Origin of the sequence: Kitasatospora cinereorecta, from assembly GCF_024172095.1 — a bacterium.
Taxonomy (GTDB): domain Bacteria; phylum Actinomycetota; class Actinomycetes; order Streptomycetales; family Streptomycetaceae; genus Kitasatospora; species Kitasatospora cinereorecta.
Genome location: NZ_JAMZDX010000002.1, coordinates 1,408,950 through 1,431,288, shown reverse-complemented (window position 1 = coordinate 1,431,288; position 22,339 = coordinate 1,408,950). Strand labels below are relative to the sequence as shown.

Annotated in this window: 14 protein-coding genes; 8 read left to right on the top strand and 6 right to left on the bottom strand. The window is 72.7% G+C overall.

What is annotated here, in order from left to right; all coding sequences use genetic code 11:
* Window positions 1-10: 10 nt before the first annotated feature.
* Window positions 11-862, bottom strand: a complete 852-nt coding sequence (locus FHR36_RS13165) for a fumarylacetoacetate hydrolase family protein (RefSeq protein ID WP_253796588.1) — start codon at window positions 860-862, stop codon at window positions 11-13.
* A gap of 417 nt (window positions 863-1,279) precedes the next feature.
* On the opposite strand from FHR36_RS13165, the gene FHR36_RS13160 reads away from it, so the two are divergent.
* The 5 genes from FHR36_RS13160 to FHR36_RS13140 all read left to right on the top strand — a co-directional run bounded on the left by FHR36_RS13160 (window position 1,280) and on the right by FHR36_RS13140 (window position 8,681).
* Complete coding sequence (locus FHR36_RS13160) at window positions 1,280-2,329, top strand: sugar ABC transporter substrate-binding protein (protein WP_253796586.1); 1,050 nt, start codon at window positions 1,280-1,282, stop codon at window positions 2,327-2,329.
* A 76-nt stretch (window positions 2,330-2,405) separates the two neighbouring features.
* Window positions 2,406-3,962 (top strand): sugar ABC transporter ATP-binding protein, encoded by a 1,557-nt coding sequence (locus FHR36_RS13155; protein WP_253796584.1) that lies wholly within the window; start codon window positions 2,406-2,408, stop codon window positions 3,960-3,962.
* On the top strand, window positions 3,946-4,977 hold the full coding sequence (locus FHR36_RS13150; RefSeq protein ID WP_253796582.1) for an ABC transporter permease: 1,032 nt from the start codon (window positions 3,946-3,948) through the stop codon (window positions 4,975-4,977). Before FHR36_RS13155 ends, FHR36_RS13150 begins: the two co-directional genes overlap by 17 nt.
* Window positions 4,978-5,035: 58 nt before the next feature.
* A complete protein-coding gene (locus FHR36_RS13145; RefSeq protein ID WP_253796580.1) occupies window positions 5,036-5,722 on the top strand; it encodes a FadR/GntR family transcriptional regulator in 687 nt (228 codons plus the stop codon).
* A 142-nt stretch (window positions 5,723-5,864) separates the two neighbouring features.
* The gene (locus FHR36_RS13140; protein ID WP_253796578.1) at window positions 5,865-8,681 is read left to right on the top strand and encodes an RICIN domain-containing protein; all 2,817 of its coding nucleotides are present in this window, start codon (window positions 5,865-5,867) and stop codon (window positions 8,679-8,681) included.
* Between the two features lie 79 nt (window positions 8,682-8,760).
* Here the strand turns inward: FHR36_RS13140 and FHR36_RS13135 are convergent, their stop codons facing one another.
* Window positions 8,761-9,933, bottom strand: a complete 1,173-nt coding sequence (locus FHR36_RS13135) for a LacI family DNA-binding transcriptional regulator (protein WP_253796576.1) — start codon at window positions 9,931-9,933, stop codon at window positions 8,761-8,763.
* A gap of 311 nt (window positions 9,934-10,244) precedes the next feature.
* Between FHR36_RS13135 and FHR36_RS39305 the strand changes: the two genes are divergently transcribed.
* Window positions 10,245-12,791, top strand: coding sequence for an RICIN domain-containing protein (locus tag FHR36_RS39305; protein ID WP_301329990.1), 2,547 nt, complete (start codon window positions 10,245-10,247; stop codon window positions 12,789-12,791).
* A gap of 51 nt (window positions 12,792-12,842) precedes the next feature.
* On the opposite strand, the gene FHR36_RS13120 is transcribed toward FHR36_RS39305, so the two are convergent.
* Entirely contained in the window at window positions 12,843-13,934 is a 1,092-nt protein-coding gene (locus FHR36_RS13120; RefSeq protein WP_253796574.1) for a LacI family DNA-binding transcriptional regulator, read from the bottom strand.
* Between the two features lie 149 nt (window positions 13,935-14,083).
* On the bottom strand, window positions 14,084-15,160 hold the full coding sequence (locus FHR36_RS13115) for a LacI family DNA-binding transcriptional regulator (protein ID WP_253796572.1): 1,077 nt from the start codon (window positions 15,158-15,160) through the stop codon (window positions 14,084-14,086).
* 187 nt (window positions 15,161-15,347) lie between these two features.
* Here FHR36_RS13115 and FHR36_RS13110 point away from each other — a divergent pair, with 187 nt between their 5' ends.
* Complete coding sequence (locus FHR36_RS13110) at window positions 15,348-18,314, top strand: polysaccharide lyase family 8 super-sandwich domain-containing protein (protein ID WP_253796570.1); 2,967 nt, start codon at window positions 15,348-15,350, stop codon at window positions 18,312-18,314.
* Window positions 18,315-18,411: 97 nt separating this feature from the next.
* On the top strand, window positions 18,412-19,488 hold the full coding sequence (locus tag FHR36_RS13105) for a LacI family DNA-binding transcriptional regulator (protein ID WP_253796569.1): 1,077 nt from the start codon (window positions 18,412-18,414) through the stop codon (window positions 19,486-19,488).
* A 10-nt stretch (window positions 19,489-19,498) separates the two neighbouring features.
* Here the strand turns inward: FHR36_RS13105 and FHR36_RS13100 are convergent, their stop codons facing one another.
* Both FHR36_RS13100 and FHR36_RS13095 read right to left on the bottom strand, forming a co-directional pair.
* Window positions 19,499-20,278 (bottom strand): sugar phosphate isomerase/epimerase family protein, encoded by a 780-nt coding sequence (locus tag FHR36_RS13100; RefSeq protein ID WP_253796568.1) that lies wholly within the window; start codon window positions 20,276-20,278, stop codon window positions 19,499-19,501.
* A gap of 6 nt (window positions 20,279-20,284) precedes the next feature.
* On the bottom strand, window positions 20,285-22,225 hold the full coding sequence (locus tag FHR36_RS13095; protein WP_253796567.1) for a DUF2264 domain-containing protein: 1,941 nt from the start codon (window positions 22,223-22,225) through the stop codon (window positions 20,285-20,287).
* Between the last annotated feature and the right edge of the window lie 114 nt (window positions 22,226-22,339).

Here is a 22,339-nt window from a genome sequence, read left to right as displayed (position 1 = left end):
GCGGTGCCTTTCACGCGTTCACGAAAGTCTGGCGCTGGGTGCCGAGGCCGTCGATGGACAGCTCGACGACGTCGCCCTCCCGCAGGTAGGGGGTGCCGGGCAGGCCCAGTGCGACGCCGGCGGGGGTGCCGGTGTTGATGACGTCGCCGGGGCGCAGCACCATGTACTGGCTCAGGTACCACACGAGGTACGCGACGTCGAAGATCATGTTCTTGGTGTCGCCGTTCTGGCGCGGGTCGCCGTTGACCGCCAGGCGCAGACCGAGCGACTGGGGGTCGCCGACCTCGTCGGGGGTGACCAGCCAGGGCCCCAGCGGATTGAAGCCCTCGCAGGACTTCCCGAGGTCCCACTGGGCGGAGTACTCGAGCTGGAACTCCCGCTCGGAGACGTCGTTGCTGATCGCGTAGCCGGCGATGCAGGCGGCCGCCTCGGACGGATCGCCCAGGTAGCGGGCCTCGCTTCCGATCACCACCGCGAGCTCGACCTCCCAGTCCGTCTTGGTGGACCCGCGAGGAATCGGCACCGGGTCATAGGGGCCGACCACGGTGGAGGCGTCCTTCATGAAGACCACCGGACGCGGCGGGATCGCGGCACCCGTCTCCTCGGCGTGGTCGCGGTAGTTGAGGCCGACGCACACCACCTTGCCCGGGCGGGCGACGGGCGCACCGATCCGCAGGCCGGTCGCGTCGATGCGTGGCAGCGAGCCTTCGGCGAGCGCCGCCCGGGCCCGGTCGGTGCCGCCGGTGGCGAAGAACTCGCCGTCGATGTCCCGGGTCAGGCCCGAGAGCGCGTAGGTCTCACCGTCGTCGGTGCGGACTGCCGGAGTCTCCGCTCCCGGCGCACCGATCCGCATCAGCTTCATGTCTGGCCTCCCGTCGGGCTGTGGGACAACGCCCTCGCCAGCCGACACATCGGATGAATCCTCGGTGCGGACGACCATACGAGCGACCGCTGCCGACCGCAAGGATTCCTCCGATGTTTCCTGCGCCCGATCGTGCCGGACCCCTGAAAGGCGCAGGTCTGCCACGGAGATCGGAGTGGCTGCGGCACAGGTGCTGAAGCCCGTGCGCCGCGGCTTCACATTCGTCCGACGTCTCCTCTTGTCAGCACTGTTTCAGGCTCGTAAGGTCCTCGTTGCCGCAATCGCTCCGATGATTGCGGTGTCGCCCAGCGGCTGTCGGCTGCACCAGCCACCGCCGTCCCGGCGCCGGTCCGTGCGGCACCCCGGGCCACCCCCACCGCCCCCGGCAGCGGCCCACCAGCCAAGGAGATCAGCACCATGAAGCCTCGCTCCTCCAGAATCGCGGCCGCGGCCGCCACCATGGTCGTCCTGGCGGGGTTCGCCACGGCCTGCAACCGCGGCAGCGACGCGAACTCCGCCGCCTCCGGCGGCAAGCCGGCCCTCGGCATCGACCTGCCCCGCGCGGACTCCGACTTCTGGAACTCCTACGCGCAGTACCTCAAGCAGGACGTCTCCTCGCAGGGCCTCAACACCCTGCCGGTGAGCAACTCGCAGAACGACGTCACCAAGCTGGTCGCCAACGTCCAGGTCTTCCAGAACACCGGAGCCAAGGCCGTCGTCATGGCCCCGCAGGACACCGGCGCCGTCGCCTCCACCCTCGACCAGCTGTCCGCGAAGAAGATCCCGGTGGTCAGCGTCGACACCCGCCCCGACAAGGGCAACGTCTACATGGTGGTGCGCGCCGACAACAAGGCGTACGGCACCAAGGCCTGCGAGTTCCTCGGCCGGCAGCTCGGCGGCAAGGGCAAGGTCGCGGAGTTCCAGGGAGCGCTCAGCTCCATCAACGGCCGCGACCGCTCCGAGGCGTTCGCCGCCTGCATGAAGGAGAAGTTCCCCGGCATCCAGGTGATCGAGCTGGCCACCGACTGGAAGGGCGACGTCGCCTCCGCCAAGCTCCAGTCCACCCTGGCCGCCAACCCGGACCTGAACGGCATCTACATGCAGGCCGGCGGCGTCTTCCTGCAGCCCACCCTCGCCCTGCTCCAGCAGAAGGGCTTGCTCAAGCCCGCCGGTACCCCGGGCCACATCGCCATCATCTCCAACGACGGCATCCCGCAGGAGTTCGACGCGATCCGCAAGGGCGACATCGACGCCACCGTCTCCCAGCCGGCCGACCTCTACGCCAAGTACGCCCTGTTCTACGCGCAGGCCGCGGCCGAGGGCAAGACCTTCCAGGCCGGTCCGACGGACCACCAGTCGACCATCATCCAGCTGCCGAACGGCCTGGAGGACCAGCTCCCCGCGCCGCTGGTCACCAAGGACAACGTCGACGACAAGTCCCTCTGGGGCAACAGCGTCAGCAAGTAGTCCCCACGACCAGCCGTGAGCGGCGGCAGACCGCGACGCCGCCGCTCACGGAACCCTGCGGAAAGGACACGCCGCCATGGCGGACCCCAGCCCCGTCCGGGGCCCCGTCGTCGACGCCGACGGGATCAGCAAGCGCTTCGGCGCCACCGTCGCCCTCAGCGACGCCCGCATCTCGGTCGCACCCGGCGAGTCGCACGCCCTGGTCGGCCGCAACGGCGCGGGCAAGTCCACCCTCGTCTCGATCCTCACCGGCCTCCAGCAGCCCGACACCGGGACCCTGCGCTTCAACGGCGAGCCGGCACCGGCCCCCGGCGACACCGAGGCATGGCGTTCCAAGGTCGCCTGCGTCTACCAGCGCTCCACCATCATTCCTGCGCTGACCGTCGCGGAGAACCTCTTCCTGGACCGGCAGAGCGCCGGCGCCCTGCGCCCGATCAGCTGGAAGCAGCTGCGCCGCCGCGCCACCGAACTCCTCGCCGAGTACGGTGTGGACGTCGACCCGACCGCCCGCGCCGAGGAACTGACCGTCGAACAGCGTCAGTTCGTCGAGATCGCCCGGGCGCTGTCCTTCGGCGCCCGCTTCATCATCCTCGACGAGCCCACCGCCAAGCTCGACGCCCGCGGCATCGAGAAGCTCTTCGACAAGCTTCGGGAACTCCAGCGGCAGGGTGTCGCCTTCCTGTTCATCTCGCACCACCTGCAGGAGGTCTACGAGCTCTGCACCACCGTCACGGTCTACCGCGACGCCCGGCACATCGTCACCGCGCCGGTCGCCGACCTCGGGCAGCACGCCCTGGTGGAGGCGATGACCGGGGAGAGCACCGGCGGCACCGAACCGTCCTGGTCGGTTCGCGGCCGGGCGCGGACCACCGGCGACACCCTGCTCGACGTCGTCGGCCTCGGCCTGGCCGGTGCCTACCAGGACGTCACTCTCTCCGCGCGGGCCGGCGAGGTGGTGGGCCTGGCCGGCGCCGCTGCCAGCGGCAACGTGCAGCTCGGCGAGACCCTGGCCGGCCTGCACCGCCCGCAGACCGGCGCGATCACCGTGGCCGGGCGTCCGGTGCGCACCGGACGCGTTCCCGCCGCCCTCGCCGCCGGCATCGGCTTCGTCCCCGAGGACCGGCACATCCAGGGCCTCGTCCCGCAGCGCAGCGTCGCCGAGAACGCCACCCTCACCGTCACCGGCCGGCTCGGCCCGTACGGCACGGTGCTGCCCTCGCGCACCCGGGTCTTCGCCCAGCGCATGATCACCGACCTGGACATCAAGACCCCCGGCCCCGCGACCCCCGTCTCGGCGCTGTCCGGCGGCAACCAGCAGAAGGTCGTCATCGCCCGGGCGCTCGCCACCGAGCCGCACGTCCTGGTCGCCATCCGGCCGACCAACGGCGTCGACATCAAGTCCAAGGAGTCCCTGCTCGGTACCGTCCGCGAGGTGGCCGACGCCGGGAAGACCGCACTGATCGTGTCCGACGAACTCGACGACCTGCGGGTCTGCGACCGGGTCGTGGCCATGTTCCACGGCCGTGTGGTCGCCGAATTCACCGACGGCTGGAGCGACGAACAGCTGGTCGCAGCCATGGAGGGCATGGCCGGCCCGACCGACCCGAAGGAACGCAATGACTCCCACCACTGAGGTCCGCCCGCACTCGGCCCCCGCCAACGCCACACCCCCCGGCCGCCGATTCGACCTCGCCCGCTACCGCGACCTGTCGCTCGTCCCGGTCCTGCTCGTCCTCGGCGTCATCGGCTTCGCCGTCTCGCCCGCCTTCCTCACCTCCGACAACCTCCTCGGCGTCGGACAGCAGGCCACCGAACTCAGCCTGCTCGTCCTCGCCGAGGCACTGATCCTGATCGCCGGCCGGATGGACCTCTCCCTGGAGTCCACCATCGGCGTCGCCCCGGTCATCGCCGTCTGGCTCGTCCTGCCCGATCACGGCGCCCGCTTCAACGGCCTCGGGCTCCTCGCGTCCTGGACGGCCATCCCGCTGTGCCTCACGGTCGGCGCCCTCATCGGCGCGATCAACGGCTTCCTGATCCTCAAGCTGCGCCTCAACGGCTTCATCGTCACCCTCGGCGCCCTCACCCTGCTGCGCGGACTCCAGGTCGCCATCTCCCAGGGCCAGTCGATCGTCAACCTGCCCGGCTCCTTCACCTACCTCGGCCGCACCGGCTGGCTCGGCGTCCCCGCCGCGATCTGGATCTGCGCGCTGCTGTTCGCGGCCGGCGGCTGCGCCCTCGCCTGGCTGCGCCACGGCCGCGCCCTGTACGCGATCGGCGGCAACGCCGAGGCCGCCCGCGCCGCCGGCATCCGCGTCGACCGGATCACCTGGACCGTCCTGATCCTCGGCAGCCTGCTCGCCGCCTTCGCCGGCATCCTCTACACCGGCCACTACGGCTCCATCTCCGCCGACCAGGGCAACGGCTGGATCTTCCAGGTCTTCGCCGCCACCGTCATCGGCGGCGTGAGCCTCAACGGCGGCCGCGGCACCCTCTTCGGTGCCCTCACCGGCGTGCTGACCCTCCAACTCGTGGTCAACGTCATGACCCTGGCCGGCGTACCGCCGTTGTGGAACCAGTTCCTCAACGGCGCGATCATCATCGTCGCCCTGATCATCTCCCGCTTCGCCTCCGGCGAGAAGCAGGAATGACGAGCCTGCCGAGCCCACCCGACCTGACTGAACGCGTCACGGCGAAGGAGGCGACATCATGGCGGTGACGGACCAGGCCATCGACAAGATCAAGGACATGATCGTCTCCGGACTCCTCGAGCCCGGATCCCGGCTGCCCAACGAGGCGGACCTCGCCGACCAGCTGGGCCTGTCCCGCAACTCCCTCCGCGAGGCCGTACGGGCCCTGACGGCACTGCGCATCCTCGTCCCCAAGCAGGGTGACGGCACCTACGTCTCCGGGCTCGAACCGCACCTGCTGCTCGAGACGATGGCGTTCGCCGCCGACGTGTCGCACGGCCGAACCGCCCACCAACTCCTCGAGGTCCGGCGGCTGCTCGAACCGCAGGCCACCGCCCTCGCAGCAGGCCTGCTGACCGAGCGGCACCTGGCCGAGCTCCGCACCATCCTCGACCGTGCCGCCGAGGACGTCGACATCGAGGAGTTCATCCGGCTCGACATCGAGTTCCACCGCACCATTGCCGACTCGGTCGGAAACCCCGTCCTCTCGACGCTGCTGGGCATCCTCTCCACCCACACCCAGCGCCTGCGGATCGTACGCGGCGCCCATCACGCGCCGGCCCGCGAACAGGCCCACCGCGAGCACGAGGCCATCTGGCGGGCGCTCGTCCGACGGGACGCAGGGCTGGCCGCCGGCCTCGCCACGGTGCACGTCGCCGCCGTCGAGGACTGGCTGGCCTCCGCAGCCGCCCCCGGCACCGGATGACGCCTTCCGCGTGGGCGGACCACGTGACCGGCCGACCGGCACCACCCACCGACCGGGCCGGCGACCGGCCGCTCCAGGCGGCCTCGGCAGTCGGCCTGAGCACCCCTCACGGGACCCACCCTCACCACAGAAGGGCCGCAGCATGCGCAGTGCACCCGTAGCCAGGGCGGTCGTCGCCCTGGCACTCGGCACCTCGGCGATCGCCTGGTCGCCGACTGCCGCGACGGCGGTGACCACCACGACCGCCTGGTCCAACGGCGCGCTCGTCGTCGACACCCCCGACCTGGTCCGCGAGGCCGACATCGTCCTGGGCAGCCCGAACACCGCAGCGACCCAGTCGATGCCGCTGGGCAACGGCACCCTGGGCGCCGCGGTCTGGGCCGCGAACGGCCTGACCGCCCAGCTCAACCGCGCCGACACCCTCCCCGGCCGCAAGTCCCCCGGCCAGCTGCAGATCCCCGGTCTGTCGCGGATCACCGGGGCCGCCGACTTCACGGCCACCGTGGACCCGTACGACGGGGTACTGCGGGAGTCCGGCGGCGGGATGAGCGCGACGGTCTACGTCCGTGCCGACAAGGACGAGCTGGTCGTGGACGTCACGGGCGCGGACCCGAACGCCACCCAGACGGCGACCGTGAACCTGTGGTCCGGGCGCACGCCCACCGCCGCGGCCTCGGGCAGCGTCGCGACGCTCTCCGAGACCTGGGCGGACACCAACGCGACCACCGGTTCGGGGCGGACCTTCGGCTCGCTGGCCGCGCTCACGGCCGGCGGACGGAACGTCACCGCCGCGGTCGCCGACTCGCAGACGGTGAAGGTCGATTTCACCCCCAACGCCGACGGCAGCTTCCGCGTCCTGGTCGGCAGCCCGCAGTGGACCGGCGGCAACGCCGCCGCGACCGCCGCGGCGCTGCTGGGCACCGACGCCTCGGCGACCCCGAGCACGCTGCAGGCGGCGCACCTGTCCTGGTGGCACGACTACTGGACGCGCCTCGGCCTGGTGAAGCTCTCCTCGGCCGACGGCACGGCCCAGTACCTGGAGAAGCTGCGGACCCTGTACTACTTCACCACCGCCGAGGAGTCCCGCGGCTCGCTCCCCGGCTCCCAGGCCGGGGTCGCCGACCTGTTCAACTTCTCCCAGGACACCCAGAACTGGTACCCGGCCGACTACTGGTTCTGGAACCTGCGCGGCCAGGTCGCCGCGAACATCGGCGCCGGCGCGGCCGCGCTCAACGCCGGCCTGTTCAACCTCTACACCTCCAACCTGGCCAACATCCAGGCGTGGACCAAGAAATACATGAACAACCTGCCGGGCATCTGCGTCCCGGAGACCATGCGCTTCAACGGCAACGGCTTCCAGAACGACGGCAACCCGTTCGGTGACGCCTCCTGCGACCAGGCCCTGAGCACCTGGAACGGCCGGACCGTCTCCAGCGGTGCCGAGATCGGCCTCTGGGTCTGGCAGCAGTACCTCACCACCGGCGACCGGGCCTTCCTGACCACCAACTATCCGCTGATGCAACAGGCGAGCCAGTTCCTGCTCGCGTACACGACCGTCGGCGCCGACGGCAAGCGGCACGCGGTGGCCAACGTCCACGAGAACCAGTGGAACGTCCAGGACCCGGTCAACCTGATCGATGCGATGAAGGCGCTGTTCCCCGCCACCATTTCCGCCGCCCAGACCCTGAACACCGACGCCTCGCTGGTCTCCCAGCTGCAGACCGCGATCCCGCAGATCCCCGACTACCCGCGCACCGACGCCGCCACCCACCGGCAGAACCTCACCGCCGCCGCCGACGCCTCCGGCACCGACGTGCTCGGCCAGTCCTCCCAGCCCACCGCCGCCGTGAACAACAGCGAGAACGACGACCTCGAAGCAGTCTGGCCGTACGGCCTGATCGGCGACAACTCGCCGCTGCTCTCCGTGGCGCAGCGCACCTACAGCAGCCGGGTCAACGTCCACCAGAACGACTGGAGCTTCGACGCCGTCCACGCCGCCCGCCTCGGCCTCGGCTCGCAGGTCGCCGCCGACCTGACCGCGCTCACCCAGAAGTACCAGACCTACCCCACCGGCCTGGGCAACCTGTGGGGCCAGACCGGCGGCACCGAGCCGTACATCGAGCAGGCCGCCAACGTCGCGCTCGCCGTCAACGAGGCGCTGGTCCAGGACTACGACGGCCTGCTGCGGATCGCCCCCGCCCTGCCCCCGGGCTGGGACGCCGACGGCACCCAGTACATCCAGGGCGGCAGCACCGTCTCGGTCCAGGTCCACGGCGGGGTCATCGGTACCGTCGGCATCCGCGCCGGCTCCACCGGCACCCTCACCATCCGCAACCCCTGGCCCGGCCGGAGCGTCTCGGTCGTCGACGGGACGGACAAGGCAACCGTCGTGGTGAGCCCCACCACCGCCGGCCAGTTCTCGATCCCCACCACCGCCGGCAGGTCCTACCTGGTCCAGCAGGTCTCGGCCCCCGTGTCCGGTATGACGTTCAGCCAGGTCACCGGCGTCCCGGCGACCGCCGCAAGCCACCTCGGCAACGTCCGGATCGGCCTGGACAAGAGCGGCGGCACGGGCCGCATCACCGGCATCAACGGCCTGTGCGTCGACAACTCGGGCAGCAGTACCGCCAACGGCAACCCGATCATCGTCTGGGGCTGCAGCACCAACGGATCCGTGAACCAGCAGTGGACCGCCGGGGGCGACGGCACGCTGCGCGTCCAGGGCAAGTGCATGGACATCACCGGTGGCAGCACGGCGAACGGCACCGAGGTCGAGCTCTGGGACTGCACGCCCGGCGCCGCCAACCAGGTCTGGCAGGCCCAGACCAACGGCACCCTGAAGAACCCCCGGTCCGGACGGTGCCTCGACGACGCCGGCGCAGGCCCGGCCGGCACCCAGCTGATCATCTGGGACTGCTCCACCGGCCCGTCCGCCAACCAGCTCTGGCACCTGCCGTAGGCGCGGCGGTCGGCGTCGCCGGTCGATCGACCGGCTGAGGCCCCCGGGTTCACCGGGCGCAGGTGACGGCGGCCGCTCCTCATCCTTCGAGGGCCGAAGGTGAGGAGCGGTCGCTGCGCACTCGGTCCGGCTCCGGTGCGATCCGGTGCCGGGCGGCTCCGCACGAGTCGCGGACGGTGATCGCGGGGCGCAGCAGCACCGTCCGACGGGAGTCCTCCGGGTGTTCCAGCCGGTTCAGCAGGAGTGCGGCCGCGGTACGGCCCAGGAGGTGCTTGGGGGGTGCCACGGCGGTCAGCGGGACTTCGGCGATGTCGGCGATCTCGTCGTCATAGGCGACCAGCGCCAGGTCGTCCGGGACGCGCAGCCCGGACCGGCGGGCGGCGGCCGTCAGGAGAGCCGCCTGCCGGTCGCCGAAGCAGACCGCGGCGGTGGCACCGGCACTGCGCAGCCCGGCCAGGCACCGGTCGGCCGCGGCCGGGCTCCACTCCTCCAGCGCGGCCTGGAACTCGGTGCTGGGCAGCCCGAGTTCGCGGACCGCCTGGTGGAAGCCCCGGCCGACCGGCTCCGCGGTCGGGCTGGGGATCCGCAGCACCAGGCCGATCATCCGGTGGCCGAGCCGCACCAGGTGCCGGACGGCGTCATAGCCGCCCGCCTCATGGTGCGTGGAGACGCTCTCGACCGTGTCGCCGAGGCTCGTCCCCCGGCGCTCGACCAGGACGGCCGGGACCGGGAGGGCGGCGAGCCGGGCCAGATACGCCTCGGGGGTCTTCGGCCCGGTCAGGGTGGGCGCGAGCAGCAGGCCGTCGGCGCCCGCGTCGAGCAGGTCGGCGACGGCGCCGATCTCGCGGGCCTGGTCGTAGCCGGAGCAGGCGAGCACGGCGCGCGCCCCCGCCGCCGTGAGCTCCTCCTCGATGCCCTTGAGGACACGCGGGTAGTAGAAGGCGGTGCTGGGCACGACGACGCCGATCAGGGCGGAACGGCCGCTGACCGGCTTCGGAGCGAGGACGTAGGTTCCCGAGCCCTGGCGGCGTTCGACCAGCTCCTCGGCGACCAGTTCGGCGACGGCGCGGCGGACCGTGCTCACCGAGGCTCCGTGCGCGCGGGCGAGCTCCGGCTCGATCGGCAGCCGGCTGCCCGGTGGCCAGACGCCGTCGGCGATCTCCCGGCGCAGGCGGTCCGCGAGCATCCGGAACTTCAGCCCTCGGACCTCGGGGGACGTGCCCTCCGAGGACGGGCGGGCCGAACCGGTCATGCGAACTCCCTGGTCCCTCACGGACGGAGCCTGTCCGGCCGCGGCCACCGCTCCTGCCAGGGATTGTGCAGGACGATCAGGATGGTCGACTCGTCACCCCTGATCAATCATCTGCAATTCATGTGCTGTCGGCCGGTTGCCCGGGCGTGCCGCCGATTCTAGGTTTCTGCACGTCGAACGGGCCGGTGGGAGTCGGTCCGACGGCCAGTCAGGGGACGCACCGCCGGAACCTCCCGTCTGCCGCCCTGCGCAGCGGCACGTCATGGCATCGGCCGGTCGGGCTCCCTCGCTCCCCCACGAAGAGGACGTACATGCCATCTCGAACCATGCGGCGGTCCCGGACCGCGCTCGCGGCGCTGGTGCCGCTGGCTCTCGCGGTCGCCACCCTCGGCCCCGTGGCCGCGTCGCCCGCTCTCGCGGCGACGCCGACGTACACGATCACGACCGGTGCGACCGGTACCTACGCCCACGCCGACGACACGCCGGCGTACCCCTTCATCGACAGCGACGGCTCGTTCTTCTTCCAGTCCTCGCACTCGCTGTACGCGGGCAAGGACAGCCGCGCCTGGCAGTTCTGGACCGGGACGGACATCGACACCGGCGTGACCAGGGCCGCGGTCTCCTCGGCCCCGGACAACGCCGACACCACGGCGCGCTGCAACAACAGTCCGACCGGCCTGATGTCGACCTACGACCCGCGCTCCTCCCAGACCTCGGGCTACGCCGAGCGGAACTACTGCGACCTGATCGGCGTGTGGGTCGACCCGGACACCGGCAGCTGGTACGGGGCCGTGCACAACGAGTTCACCCCGTCGCCGTTCGGCGACGGCCTGCACTACGACTCGATCGACTACGCGCAGTCCACCGACCACGGCGCCACCTGGACGATCAAGGACCACATCATCACCTCGCCGTTCACCACCTGGCGGGCCAACGACCAGCTGTGGACCCTGGCGGCCGACGGCAGCATCCGGGTCGGCAGCAGCACTTGCGTGGACATCACCGGCGGCGGCACGACCGCCGGCACCGCGGTCGGCAAGTACGGGTGCACCGGGGGCGCCAACCAGAAGTGGACCGCCACCGACGGCACTCTGGTCAACCCGGCCTCCGGCCTCTGCCTGACCGCTTCCGGCACCGCCGCGGGCGCCACGTTCACGATCCAGACCTGCTCCGGCTCGGCGACGCAGACGTTCAGCACGCCCGCCGCCGGGGCCAAGGGGCAGATCAGCCTGACCGGGACGCCCGCCGACTGCGTCGAGGGCGTCACCTCCCTCAAGCTGGCCGCCTGCAACGACCCGTCCAAGGACGGCCGCGACCAGTTCCCGAACCAGACCTACTACTACGGCGACGGCGACCCGAAGCTGTTCGTCGACTACGCCTCCGGGTACTTCTACCTCTACTACGACACCCAGATCCTGAACCAGGCGGGCGGCGGCCGGGTCGACCTCGGCCACGTCGCGCGGGCTCCGATCTCCGGCAAGATGGCGCCGACCTCGTGGAAGAAGTGGTACGGCGGCACCTGGACCGAGCCCGGCACCGGCGGCAAGGAGGCCGACCTGGTCCCCTCCGACGGGACCGGCCCCGGATACCTCGACGACGCCTACAGCCCGTTCAACACCGGGACCACCGCCCAGCAGCTCGCCGCCGGCCGGTTGCCGAGCGCCCCGCCGCTGGCCTGGCTCGACGTCGCCTACGACGCCTACCTCGGCAAGTACATCAGCATGGCCCGGCCGGAGAACCCCACCACCTCCTCCCCGCTGCACATCTACGCCACCTCCGACCTCGCCACCCAGCGGTGGGAGGACATCGGCACGGTGACGAACCCCAGCGGCGGCGCCTGGTACCGGTCGCTGCTGGACAGCACCAGCAGGACCGCCAACTACCTGGTCGGCAAGACCTTCCGCAACTACTGCATGTACAGCTGCACCCCCACCAGCGGCACCGAGTGGGTCAGCACCACGGTCGACACCGCACCGGGCAATCTGCCCACCCCGCCGGTGAGCCCCGGCGCCGCGTACCGGATCGCCGCCGGCAACGGCCAGTACCTGGCCCAGTCCGGCAGCAGCCTGACCACGACGGCCGGCGGCCCCTCCTCGTCGCAGGGTTGGACGTTCACCCCGACCGGCGACGGTTTCTTCACCGTCGCCAACGCCGTCTCCGGGCAGAACCTCGGCGTCACCGACACCGCGAACTCCGGGCGGGCCTGGGGCGCTCCGCTCACCCTGGGCACCGGCACCGGGGTCGGCGCGCAGTGGTTCCTGCAGAGCATCGGCGACGCCGTCCTCCCGGCCGGCAGCTACCGCCTGGTCAACCGCTACAGCGGCCAGGCGCTCAGCCTGACCGCGGGGACCGGCGGCGCCGTCACCGCTCCCCAGCGCGACTGGACCAACCCCGGCCCGTCCGGCGACACCCATGCGGTCGACGCCCAGCTGCTCACCTTCCCGGCGCTCGACCTGCTCCCGGCCGGCACCTTCGAGTCCGGCCCCCTGGCCGGCTGGACCGTCCACAACGCCACCGTCGTCACCGACGCCACGGCCCACAGCCCCACCCACGACCTGCAGTTGCGCTCGGGCGCGGGTGACTACGCGACGATGGAGTACACCGTCACCGGGCTGGCGCCCAACACCACCTACACCTACTCCGGCTGGGTCCGCGCCGACTCCGGCAACTCCACCAGCTTCGGTGTGAAGAACTACGGCGGCGCGCAGGTCACCGCCCACACCTCGGCCGGCGGTTGGACTCCGGAGTCCGGCACCTTCACCACCGGTCCGACCAACACCTCCGCCACGGTCTTCTGCTACCTGCCGTCCGCGTCGGCCACGTCGACCTGCGACGACCTGCGCCTGACCATCGGCTAGCCCCAGTGGCCCGACCCGGTCCCGAGGCCTGCACGGCACTGCGTGCAGGCCTCAGGCGCTCTCCGGGACCGGCGTCGGAGCGACGCGACCGGTGGGCTTCCCGCACGAACCGCGGACCATCAACCGCGGCAGGAGGTCGATGCGGTGGGCGGGCAGCGACTCCTCGCCGCCGACCCGGCGCAGCAGCAGGTCCATCGCCGTCGTGCCGACGGCGTGGCGGGGCGGGGCCACCGCCGTCAGGGGCGGGGCGGCGAGCGCGGCGAACACGTCGTCGTACGAGATCAGTGCGAGGTCGTCGGGCACCCGCAGGCCGCGGGCCCGCAGCAGCATCGGCAGCTGGATGGCCTCGCGGTCGTTGTGGACGAGGGCGGCCGTGACGCCCCCGGCGACCGCCTCGGCGATCCGGTCGGCCAGCGTCTCGATGCCGGCCGCAGCGGCCTCGGGGGTGGCGGGATCCCGGACGTCGACGACCGGCCGCGGGTCGAGGCCGAGGCGCCGGACGGCGTCCTGGTAGCCGGCCCGGATCCGGTGTGCGGTGCAGGTGTCGTCGCGGGCGGCGAGCAGCACCGAGCGGTGGCCGAGCGACGCAAGGTGGCGCAGGGCGAGCAGCACGCCGTGGCGGTGGTCGGAGCCGACCGCGTCGAGGCCGGCGCCGGGCCCGCCGGGCGTGGGCCGGCGCTCGATCAGGACGGCGGGAACCGGCAGCGTGTCGAGCCACTCGTAGCCCTCGCACGCGCCCGGCCGCCAGTTGGGGCTGAGCAGCAGCCCGTCGACCCGTGACGCGAGCAGGTGGTCGGTCTGGGCGCGGTCGTCCCGGGCGTCGTAGGAGGCGATGCCGAGGACGAGACGGGCGCCGCGGGCGGCGGCCCTGGCGCCGGCGATGACCTCGTCGAAGTACGAGCCGACGGTGGGGACGAGCATGCCCAGGACCGGGAGGCGGGCGCTCTCCGTCTGCGTCGCGGCTGCGGTGACCGCGCCGTGCGAGCGGTGCAGCCGGCCGGCCGCCGCCAGCGCGGCGACGTCACGGCGGACCGTCACCGCGGGAATGCCGAGGCGGCCTGCGAGGTCGACGACCCGTACCGTCCCAAGGTCGCGGACGGCCTCGATGATCCGGGTTCGCCGCTCCGACGACGGTATGGCCATCGAGTCCTCCCCTGCTGGTACGAACGGAGACCGGATCAATGTCTACCATTCGATCCAGATTCGATCAACCGTGCATCTCGCGCACCGACCCCGGCTCATTTGGTCATCATGTGGTCGCACTGAACGGATGCGACATCCACGGCCGGGTGTCAGCCCCGCGCCGGGCCCGTGCTGTCCCGCACGACCAGCTCCACCTCGAGCTCGACGATGCGTCGGGAGCCGCGGTCGACCCGCTCGTCCAGGATCAGGTCCATGGCGCGCACGCCCGTCCGCTCCAGCGGCAGCCGCACCGTGGTGAGCGCCGGGCGGACGTCGAGTGTGCAGGGCAGGTCGTCGAAGCCGACCAGTGACACCTCGCCGGGTACGGACCGGCCGAGGTCGTCCCGCAGTGCGGTCAGTGCGCCCACCGCCATGCCGTCGTTGAGCGCGAAGACGGCGGTCAGGTCCGGACGGCGGGCGAGCAGTTCGAGCGTGGCCGCCCGGCCGCCCTCCCGGGTGAAGTCGGCCTCGACGGTGCAGTCGGCGCCCAGCACCTGGCCCCGCCGCTCCAGCGCCCGTCGCACGCCCTCCAGCCGGTGCCGGACGGTGGTCAGGCCGGACGGGCCCGTCACCACGCCGATCCGGCGGTGGCCGAGTTCCCACAGGTGGCCGATCGCGGCCTCGGCGCCACCCCGGTTGTCCGGTGCGACGGTGTCCGCCTCGACGCCGTGGTCACCGATGCAGGCGACCTGTCCGCCGTCGGCGACGAACCGGCCGAGGCTCTCGGCGAGGCTCCCGACGAACGCCGGGTCGGCGAAGCCGCTGCCGGCGAGCAGGACCGCCCGGGCGCGCTGGTTGCGCAGTCGGCGCAGGTACTCCAGCTCCAGCTGCGGGTCGCGGAAGGTGGCGGCCAGCATCACCATCAGGTCGTGCTCCCGGGCGGCCTTCATCACCCCGGTGGCGATCGCGGCGAAGTACGGGTCGCCGACGTCGTGCACGATCAGGCCGACCACCGAGGTCCGGGCCCGCGCCAGCGCCTGGGCCGGCGCGTTGGGAATGTAGTTCAGCTCGGCGGCGGCGGCCAGCACCCGTCGGCGCAGCTCCTCCCCCACCGCTCGTCCGCCGCCCCCGTGGAGCACCCGGGACGCGGTGGCGATCGAGACACCCGCGTGGTCGGCGACCCGCTGCAACGTCACGGCCCGGCCGGAGCGGTCCGGGGCCTTCCTCGCTCGTGGAGTGCTCGCCATCTGCGTACCGTACCCGACAGCAAGCGTTTACCGACCAGGTCGGGACGGGTGGGGATCGACCACCGATGCCCCGGGGTCGGGGGGCGGTCCGGCTCAGGACACCGCTGCCGGAATCGTTGACGCCGATTCGGGAAACCGCTTACCCTCCTGCCTACTCTGCTCGGGGGCTCGTCAAGGAGGACGCCCTATGCACGCCGGTCACCCCACGCCTGGCCTCGGGAGCACCCCCACCGCGCTGAGCAGGCGCCGCCTGCTCCGGCTCGGCGGCGCGGCCGCCGCCCTCTCTGCGGGCTCCCCACTGCTCCGCCCCTCGATCGCCCGGGCGGCCGACGCCTACGACGCGATGCGCGCCACCTGGGTACAGCTGCTCACCGGCACCGGCTTCGACCCGGCGGCCGCGCCGTACACCGCCGCGCTGTCCTCGCTCGGCTCGCAGGCGGGTTCGTTCCGGAGCACGATGGCCCCCACCACCGGATCGCTCTGGCCGGACCTCCCGATCGGCACCGTCTCGGCCAATGTGACGAGCTGTTACGCGCGGCTGCGCACGATGGCGCTGGCCCACGTCCAGCCGGGCACCGGTCTGACCGGCGACGCCTCGCTCGCCGCCGCGATCTCCACCGGCCTGGACTGGCTGCACGCAGGCGCGTACACGCCCACCACGACCAGCTACAACAACTGGTGGGACTGGCAGATCGGCGCGCCGCAGCGGATGCTGGACGCCTGCCTCCTGATGTACCCGCAGCTCACCGCCGCACAGATCACCGACTACTGCGCCGCGGTCGACCACTTCGTCCCCTCCTCCGCCGTCGCCACCTACACCGGCACCAGCACGGGTGCCAACCGCGTCGACCTGTGCCGGACGCTCGCCCTGCGCGGAGTGCTCGGCAAGAGTTCGTCCCCGCTCACCACCGCCCAGCAGGCGCTCTCGCCGGTCTTCCCGTACGTGCTGTCCGGTGACGGCTTCTACGCCGACGGCAGCTTCGTCCAGCACACCTACATCCCCTACGCCGGCACCTACGGCGACGTGCTGCTGAACGGCCTGAGCAAGCTGTTCACCCTGTTCGCCGGAACCGCCTGGGCCGTCACCGACCCCAATGTGCAGAACGTCCACACGGCGGTGAACACCGCCTTCGCGCCGTTCGTCCACAACAGCATCGTCATGGACGGCGTCTGCGGCCGGGCGGTCAGCCGCGGCATCCAGCAGAGCGACCCCCTGCAGCTCCAGCAGGACGACCACACCCGCGGCCACGGCGTGGTGTCCGACATCCTGCGCCTGGCCACCTCGGGGCTCGCGTCCCCGGCCCAGTCCGCGGCCTGGAAGTCGACGGTGAAGGGCTGGCTCCAACGCGACTACTACGAGCCGCTGCTGAGCAACCCGGCCGTGGAGATCCCCGAACTCGCCCGCGCCCAGGCGCTGCTGAACGACTCCTCGGTCACCGCCACCGCCGAGCCCGTCGACAGCCGCGTGTTCGGCATGGACCGGGCGGTCCACCGTCGCGCCGGCTGGGCGGCGCAGCTGAGCATCTGCTCCTCGCGCACCACCTTCTACGAGACCGGCAACGGCGAGAACCTCAAGGGCTGGCACCAGAACAGCGGCATGCTGTACTGGTACGGCGACACCTACGGCAACGGCCAGTACTCGGACGCCTTCTGGCCCACGGTCGACCCGTACCTGCTGCCCGGCACCACCGTCTCCACCCTCGCGCTGGCGGATGCGGCCGGCGGCGCGTGGGGCGCCTCGCACCCGAACGCGACCTGGGCGGGCGGCGCGACCGACGGCACGTACGCGGCCGTCGGCCAGGACGTTCGCGGTCTGCAGTCCACGCTGACCGGGAAGAAGTCCTGGTTCCTGCTGGACGACTCGGTCTTCTGCCTGGGCGCCGGCATCACCTGCACCGACGGGGTCCCGGTCCGCACCACGGTCGACAGCCGCAACCTCGGCCCGAACAACAGCCAGGTGTTCACTGTCGACGGCACGGTCCAGCCGACCACGCTCGGCTGGAGCAGGACCTTCACCGGTGCCTCGTACATGGCGATCAACGGCATGGGCGCCTGGGTCTTCCCCGGCGGCGGGAACGTCAGCACCAGGCGCGAGGCCCGGACCGGCGCGTGGTCCGCCATCAACACCGGCGGCGCCACGACGCCGATCACCCGCAACTACCTCTCGATGTGGTTCGACCACGGCACCGACCCGACCGGTGCGAGCTACTGCTACCAGCTGATGCCCGGCGCCACGGCGGCCACTGCGGCCGCCCGCGCCGCGAGCCCCGATGTCACCGTCCTCGCCAACACCGCCACCGTGCAGGCGATCAGCGTGCCGTCGCTCGGTCTGACCATGGCCAACTTCTTCGCCGCGGGCAGCGCCGGTCCGCTCACCGCCTCGGGGCCGTGCTCGGTTCTGGTCCGGGAGCAGGGCGGCAGCATGACCGTCGCGATCTGCGACCCGACCCGGACCGCCACCACCGTCCAGGTCACCGTCGCCCGCACCACGTACCGATCGGTCACCGCCGCGTCCGGCATCACCGTGCTCACCACCACCGGGCAGGTCGTCCTGCTCGCCGAGACCGGCGGCACCCAGGGCGCGAGCCGGACCGCCACCGTCTCCTCCTCCGGGACCGCGCCGGCCGCCGCGACCGCCTCCCAGCTCAGCGCCTCTGCGAGCACATACGTCCGGGACGGCTCGTACGGCAACACCAACTTCGGCAACGCCACCACCATGGTGGTCAAGAACACCAACGCCGCCAACAACGGCTACAACCGCCGCTCCCTGCTCACGTTCGACGTCTCCGCCCTCGGCGGCCGGGTCTCCCGGGCGGTGCTGTGGGTGTACGGCAACGTGCAGGACTCGGGCGGCACCCGGTCCGCGCTCCAGGCGTTCGCGACCGCCTCCGACAGCTGGACCGAGACCGGCGTCACCTGGAACACGGCTCCCGCCCTCGCCACCGCGCAGGGCACCGGGCAGTGCTCGACCGGCTCCGACTGGATCGCCCTCGACGTCACCGGTGCGGTCGCGGCCGCCCAGACCTCCGCGGGCGGCACCGGCACGGCTTCCCTCGCGGTCTTCGAACCGCTCGGCGCGGTGGGACTCGCCGCAGTCCTCAACACCCGCCTGAACACCACCAACCCGCCGAGACTGGAGGTGGTGACCGGCTGAGTCGCGCTGCGTCGGGAGGGAGCTCTGGGCTTCCCGTGGATCGAATGATACAAATTGATCCGGACCGAGACCGCAGATCCACCACGGGAGTGCCGCCATGACCATCACGGCCGAGCAGCGCCGGGCCAAGATCCTGGACGTCGTCCGCGAGCTCGGGACGGTCCGGGTGGTGGATCTGGCCGAGCGGATCGGCCTGGCGGCCGTCACCGTCCGCCGGGACGTGGCGGCCCTCGCCGACGCCGGGCTGCTGCGCCGCTCGCACGGTGCGGTGTCGCTCCCCCGCGCGGAGTCCGCGGCCGGGCGGGCGACCGGGCCGGGCCGGGTGGTGGGCATGCTGGTGCCCACGGTCGGCTCGTACTTCGACGAGATCATCGACGGCGCCCGGTCCGCCGCCGCGGCGGCGGGCGCGCGGCTGGTGCTCGGCATCTCCGCCTACGAGTCCTCGGACGACCGCGCCCAAGCGGAGCAGCTGCTCGACGCGGGCGTCGACGGCCTGCTCCTCACCCCGAACTGGAAGCCGGGGGCCCATCCGGAGAACAGTGCCTGGCTCGCCGACCTGCGGGTGCCCGCCGTACTGGTCGAGCGCCGGGCCGCGCCGGAGAGCCCGTTCGCCGAGCTGGACTCGGTCGGCTCCGACCACCACCACGGGGTGCTGGTGGCACTGCGCCACCTCGCCTCGCTCGGTCACCGGGCGGTCCAGTTGGCCGCGCGCGACGACACCTGGACGGCGTACCACGTCCGGGCCGGCTACCAGGAGGCCGTGCGGCTGCTGGGCCTCGATCCGCGCCCGGTCGTCGACATCCACCAGGCGGGCGGCGACATGGAGGCGGTCGCCGCCGGGATCGCCGAGGGTGTCGCCGACGGCGCGCGGGCGGTGCTGGTCCACAACGACCAGGACGCCATCCAGCTGGTGCCGCTGCTGCGCAGCCGCGGCCTGCGGGTGCCGAACGACGTGGCCCTGATCTCCTACGACGACGTGTTCGCGGCGCTGTCCGCTCCGCCCCTGACGGCGGTGGCGCCGCCGAAGCGGAGCGTGGGCTCGGCGGCCCTGGACCTGCTGCTGCACCGGCTGGACAGCGGCCCGGAGCTGCCGGTCCACCACGTGGCGCTGCTGCCGGAGCTGAAGGTCCGCTCCTCCTGCGGTGGCGCCGCCCGGAGCGACGCCGCCCGCTGAGGCGCCGCGGTCAGGACCGCAGCGCGTCGAGGTACCGCGCCCCGGGGCCGAGCAGGTCGCCGAGCGGCGCGGCGTCCGGGTACCAGGGCGCCTCGTACTCCCAGGACACCCAGCAGTCGGCCGGCAGCAGCCGTACGCACGCGCCGATGGGGAGACTACCCGCGCCGAGCGGCACCGGGGTGAGGTCGGAGCGGCCGATGACGTCCTTGACCTGGACGTAGCCGAGGTGGGGCCGGAGCGCGCCCCAGGTCGCGGACGGGGTCTCGCCGGCCAGCCGGGTGTGCAGCAGGTCCCACAGCGCGCCGATCGCCGGGTGGGCGACGAGGTCGAGCACCCGGGCGACGTCGCGCCCGCCACGGTGGGAGTCGTGGGTCTCCAGCAGGACGCGGACGCCCAGCGCCGCCGCCCGGTCGGCGACTGCGGCGAGGCGCCGGGCGGCGCGCAGGTCGGCCTCGGCGATCCACCCCTCGCCGCCCTGCGGGAACACCCGGACGTGGGCGGCGCCGAGGTCGGCGGCCAGCCGGAGCTGGTCGAGCAGGGCGGCGGCCACCGGGCCGTCCTCGCCGGGGGCGGCGACCCCGGTGTAGCCGGCCACGGCGAGCGGGGTCAGGCCCGCCCGGTCGAGGGCGCGGCGGACGCGGTCGCGCGCGGCGGCGGTCAGGCCGGGGTGGACCGGTTCGCCGGGGGCGCAGCGCAGTTCGAGTCCGGCCCAGCCGTGGTCGGTGGCGAGCCGGATCACCTCGGCGAGCGGACGGCCGGGCAGTCCGAGGGTGGAGAACGCGCGTCGCACGGCGGGTCAGTCCTTCCGGCGGACGGTGGGGCCGTCCGGGTCGAGCGATGCCTCGTCCGCGGTGCCGTCGGACCAGACCACGCGGATCAGCGTGCCGTCGGCGTGCACGGCCGGGCCGGTGGGGCGGACCGGGGCCGAGCGGGAGAGCCGGGCGGTGGAGACGAACAGCGCGGGCCCCTCGCCGGTGCGTCCGGTCAGTGCGGGCAGCGCGGCGGCGGGGCCGAAGGCCGTCCCGTCCGGGACCGGGCCGGCCTCGGCGGCGGCGTAGCCGTGAACCCGTCGGAGGACGGAGGTGAGCCGCGCGCCGTGGGAGTCGGCCTCGGCCCCGGCGAGCGGGCCGTCCGTCCAGGCTTCCACCGCGGTGCCGGCCACCGCCCAGCCGCTGTGCCGGACCTCGGTGCCGGGTGCGGCGCCGGTGACCAGGTGGGCGTGGACCTCGTCGGCTCCGTGGGCGAGGACCAGCGAGGTGACGCTCACGCCGGGCAGTTCGGTGCCGCCGATGCGTGGGTGGTGGGTGGAGGCGGCCCAGCCCTGGCCGGCGCCGAGCGGGCGGATCCGGCCGCGCTCGCTGACCTGCCCGTCGACGACCAGGCCGAAGTGGTTGTCCGGTGGCCCGTCGGGCAGCGGCCCGGTCGCCGTGGAGTAGCCGAGCCGGGCGTAGAGCGGTTGGTCGGGCAGCACCTGGTCGGCGGGCTGGTCATCGCTGCCGTGGTTGTGCAGGCGGACCAGCCCGTCGGCGGCGGTGGACTGGATCAGCCAGCCGGGCTGCGGCAGCGGGTGGACGGCGTCGCCGCGCTCGGCCGGCGCCGCCTCCTCGGGCGCGGTCCACACCGGGTGGTCCGGCGGCAGCAGCAGGCCGACGAACCCCTTGCTCGCCCAGTACGGCGAGGCCGGCCCGGAGTAGGACTGGACCAGCGGCGGGTGGGGGCCGTACCAGCCGAGCGAGAGCAGGCCGTCCGGCTCGGTCGCACCCCGGTCGAGGAAGTGGCGCAGGGTGCCGGAGGCCAGGCGGCGGGTGGCGCCGGGGGTGAGCGGGCTGCGGCCGCTCAGCGCTCCGGCCCACAGCGGAGCCGCGGCGGCGAAGCGGTAGCTGAGCGAGCGGCCCTGGTGCATCGGGGCGCCGTCGGCGCCGAAGGTGCGGGCGTAGTCCTCCAGGTGGGCGGCGAGGCGGCCGCCGTAGGTGTCGAGCAGCGCGTGGTCGCCGACGAGGTGGGCGTGCAGCACGGGGTAGAGGTGGAACGCCCAGCCGTTGTAGTGGTCGAAGGCGCGGGGGCGGCCGTCGGTGTACCAGCCCTCGCCGAGGTACCACTGCTCGATCTTGGCGAGTCCGCGTTCCACGGCTGCCCCGGCCGCGCCGTCCTGGTCGAGGCCGGCCTCGGCCAGGAAGCCGCCGACGGTGAAGGGGAAGAGCCACCAGTTGTTGTCGACCGGCGTGTGGTGGAGGGCGCCGGCCAGCCAGGCCCGGGCCCGCTCGCGCACGTCGGCGTCGAGCCGGTCCCAGAGCCAGGGCCGGGTGAGGCGCAGCGCGAGGGCGATGGAGGCGGCTTCGACCATGGGCTGGTTGCGGTCGCCGACGGCGAGCCAGGAGACCGGGTCGCGGTCGGTCAGCTCGCGGTCGGTGGTGGGGGTGCGGGTGCCCGCTTCGAGTCCCCCGGCGTACCGGTCGAGCAGCCCGTGCGGGTCGTCGCCGCCGGCGCCGGCGATCCGGAAGGCGGCCAGCAGGAAGGTCCTGGCGTAGCCCTCCAGTCCGTCGGAGCGGGTGCCGGAGATGCTGGGGCGGGGGCCCGGGAGGTTGATGAGCGCGTGCTCCGGCCCGGCGAACGGCCGTACGGCGGCGAGGAGCGCGTCGGCAGCGGACTCCCAGTGCGCCCGGGTCCAGCCGGTGCGGGGGCTGAGGGTGCGGTCCTCCGGCGGAAGTGGGATCGAGTGCGCCGAACGCAGGGTCATCGGATCAATCCCTTCAGATCTTTTGAGCGAATGATCTGATGATGGTGGGCGCGATCCGCCCCATCACCCCCTACGCCAGTATCGTTACCGGAAAGTGGCCCACCCAAGGCGTAT

Bases quoted from the DNA above. Each gene is read 5' to 3' on its own strand.
- FHR36_RS13165 (WP_253796588.1), bottom strand. From the start codon at position 862: ATGAAGCTGATGCGGATCGGTGCGCCGGGAGCGGAGACTCCGGCAGTC.
- FHR36_RS13160 (WP_253796586.1), top strand. From the start codon at position 1,280: ATGAAGCCTCGCTCCTCCAGAATCGCGGCCGCGGCCGCCACCATGGTC.
- FHR36_RS13155 (WP_253796584.1), top strand. From the start codon at position 2,406: ATGGCGGACCCCAGCCCCGTCCGGGGCCCCGTCGTCGACGCCGACGGG.
- FHR36_RS13150 (WP_253796582.1), top strand. From the start codon at position 3,946: ATGACTCCCACCACTGAGGTCCGCCCGCACTCGGCCCCCGCCAACGCC.
- FHR36_RS13145 (WP_253796580.1), top strand. From the start codon at position 5,036: ATGGCGGTGACGGACCAGGCCATCGACAAGATCAAGGACATGATCGTC.
- FHR36_RS13140 (WP_253796578.1), top strand. From the start codon at position 5,865: ATGCGCAGTGCACCCGTAGCCAGGGCGGTCGTCGCCCTGGCACTCGGC.
- FHR36_RS13135 (WP_253796576.1), bottom strand. From the start codon at position 9,933: ATGACCGGTTCGGCCCGCCCGTCCTCGGAGGGCACGTCCCCCGAGGTC.
- FHR36_RS39305 (WP_301329990.1), top strand. From the start codon at position 10,245: ATGCCATCTCGAACCATGCGGCGGTCCCGGACCGCGCTCGCGGCGCTG.
- FHR36_RS13120 (WP_253796574.1), bottom strand. From the start codon at position 13,934: ATGGCCATACCGTCGTCGGAGCGGCGAACCCGGATCATCGAGGCCGTC.
- FHR36_RS13115 (WP_253796572.1), bottom strand. From the start codon at position 15,160: ATGGCGAGCACTCCACGAGCGAGGAAGGCCCCGGACCGCTCCGGCCGG.
- FHR36_RS13110 (WP_253796570.1), top strand. From the start codon at position 15,348: ATGCACGCCGGTCACCCCACGCCTGGCCTCGGGAGCACCCCCACCGCG.
- FHR36_RS13105 (WP_253796569.1), top strand. From the start codon at position 18,412: ATGACCATCACGGCCGAGCAGCGCCGGGCCAAGATCCTGGACGTCGTC.
- FHR36_RS13095 (WP_253796567.1), bottom strand. From the start codon at position 22,225: ATGACCCTGCGTTCGGCGCACTCGATCCCACTTCCGCCGGAGGACCGC.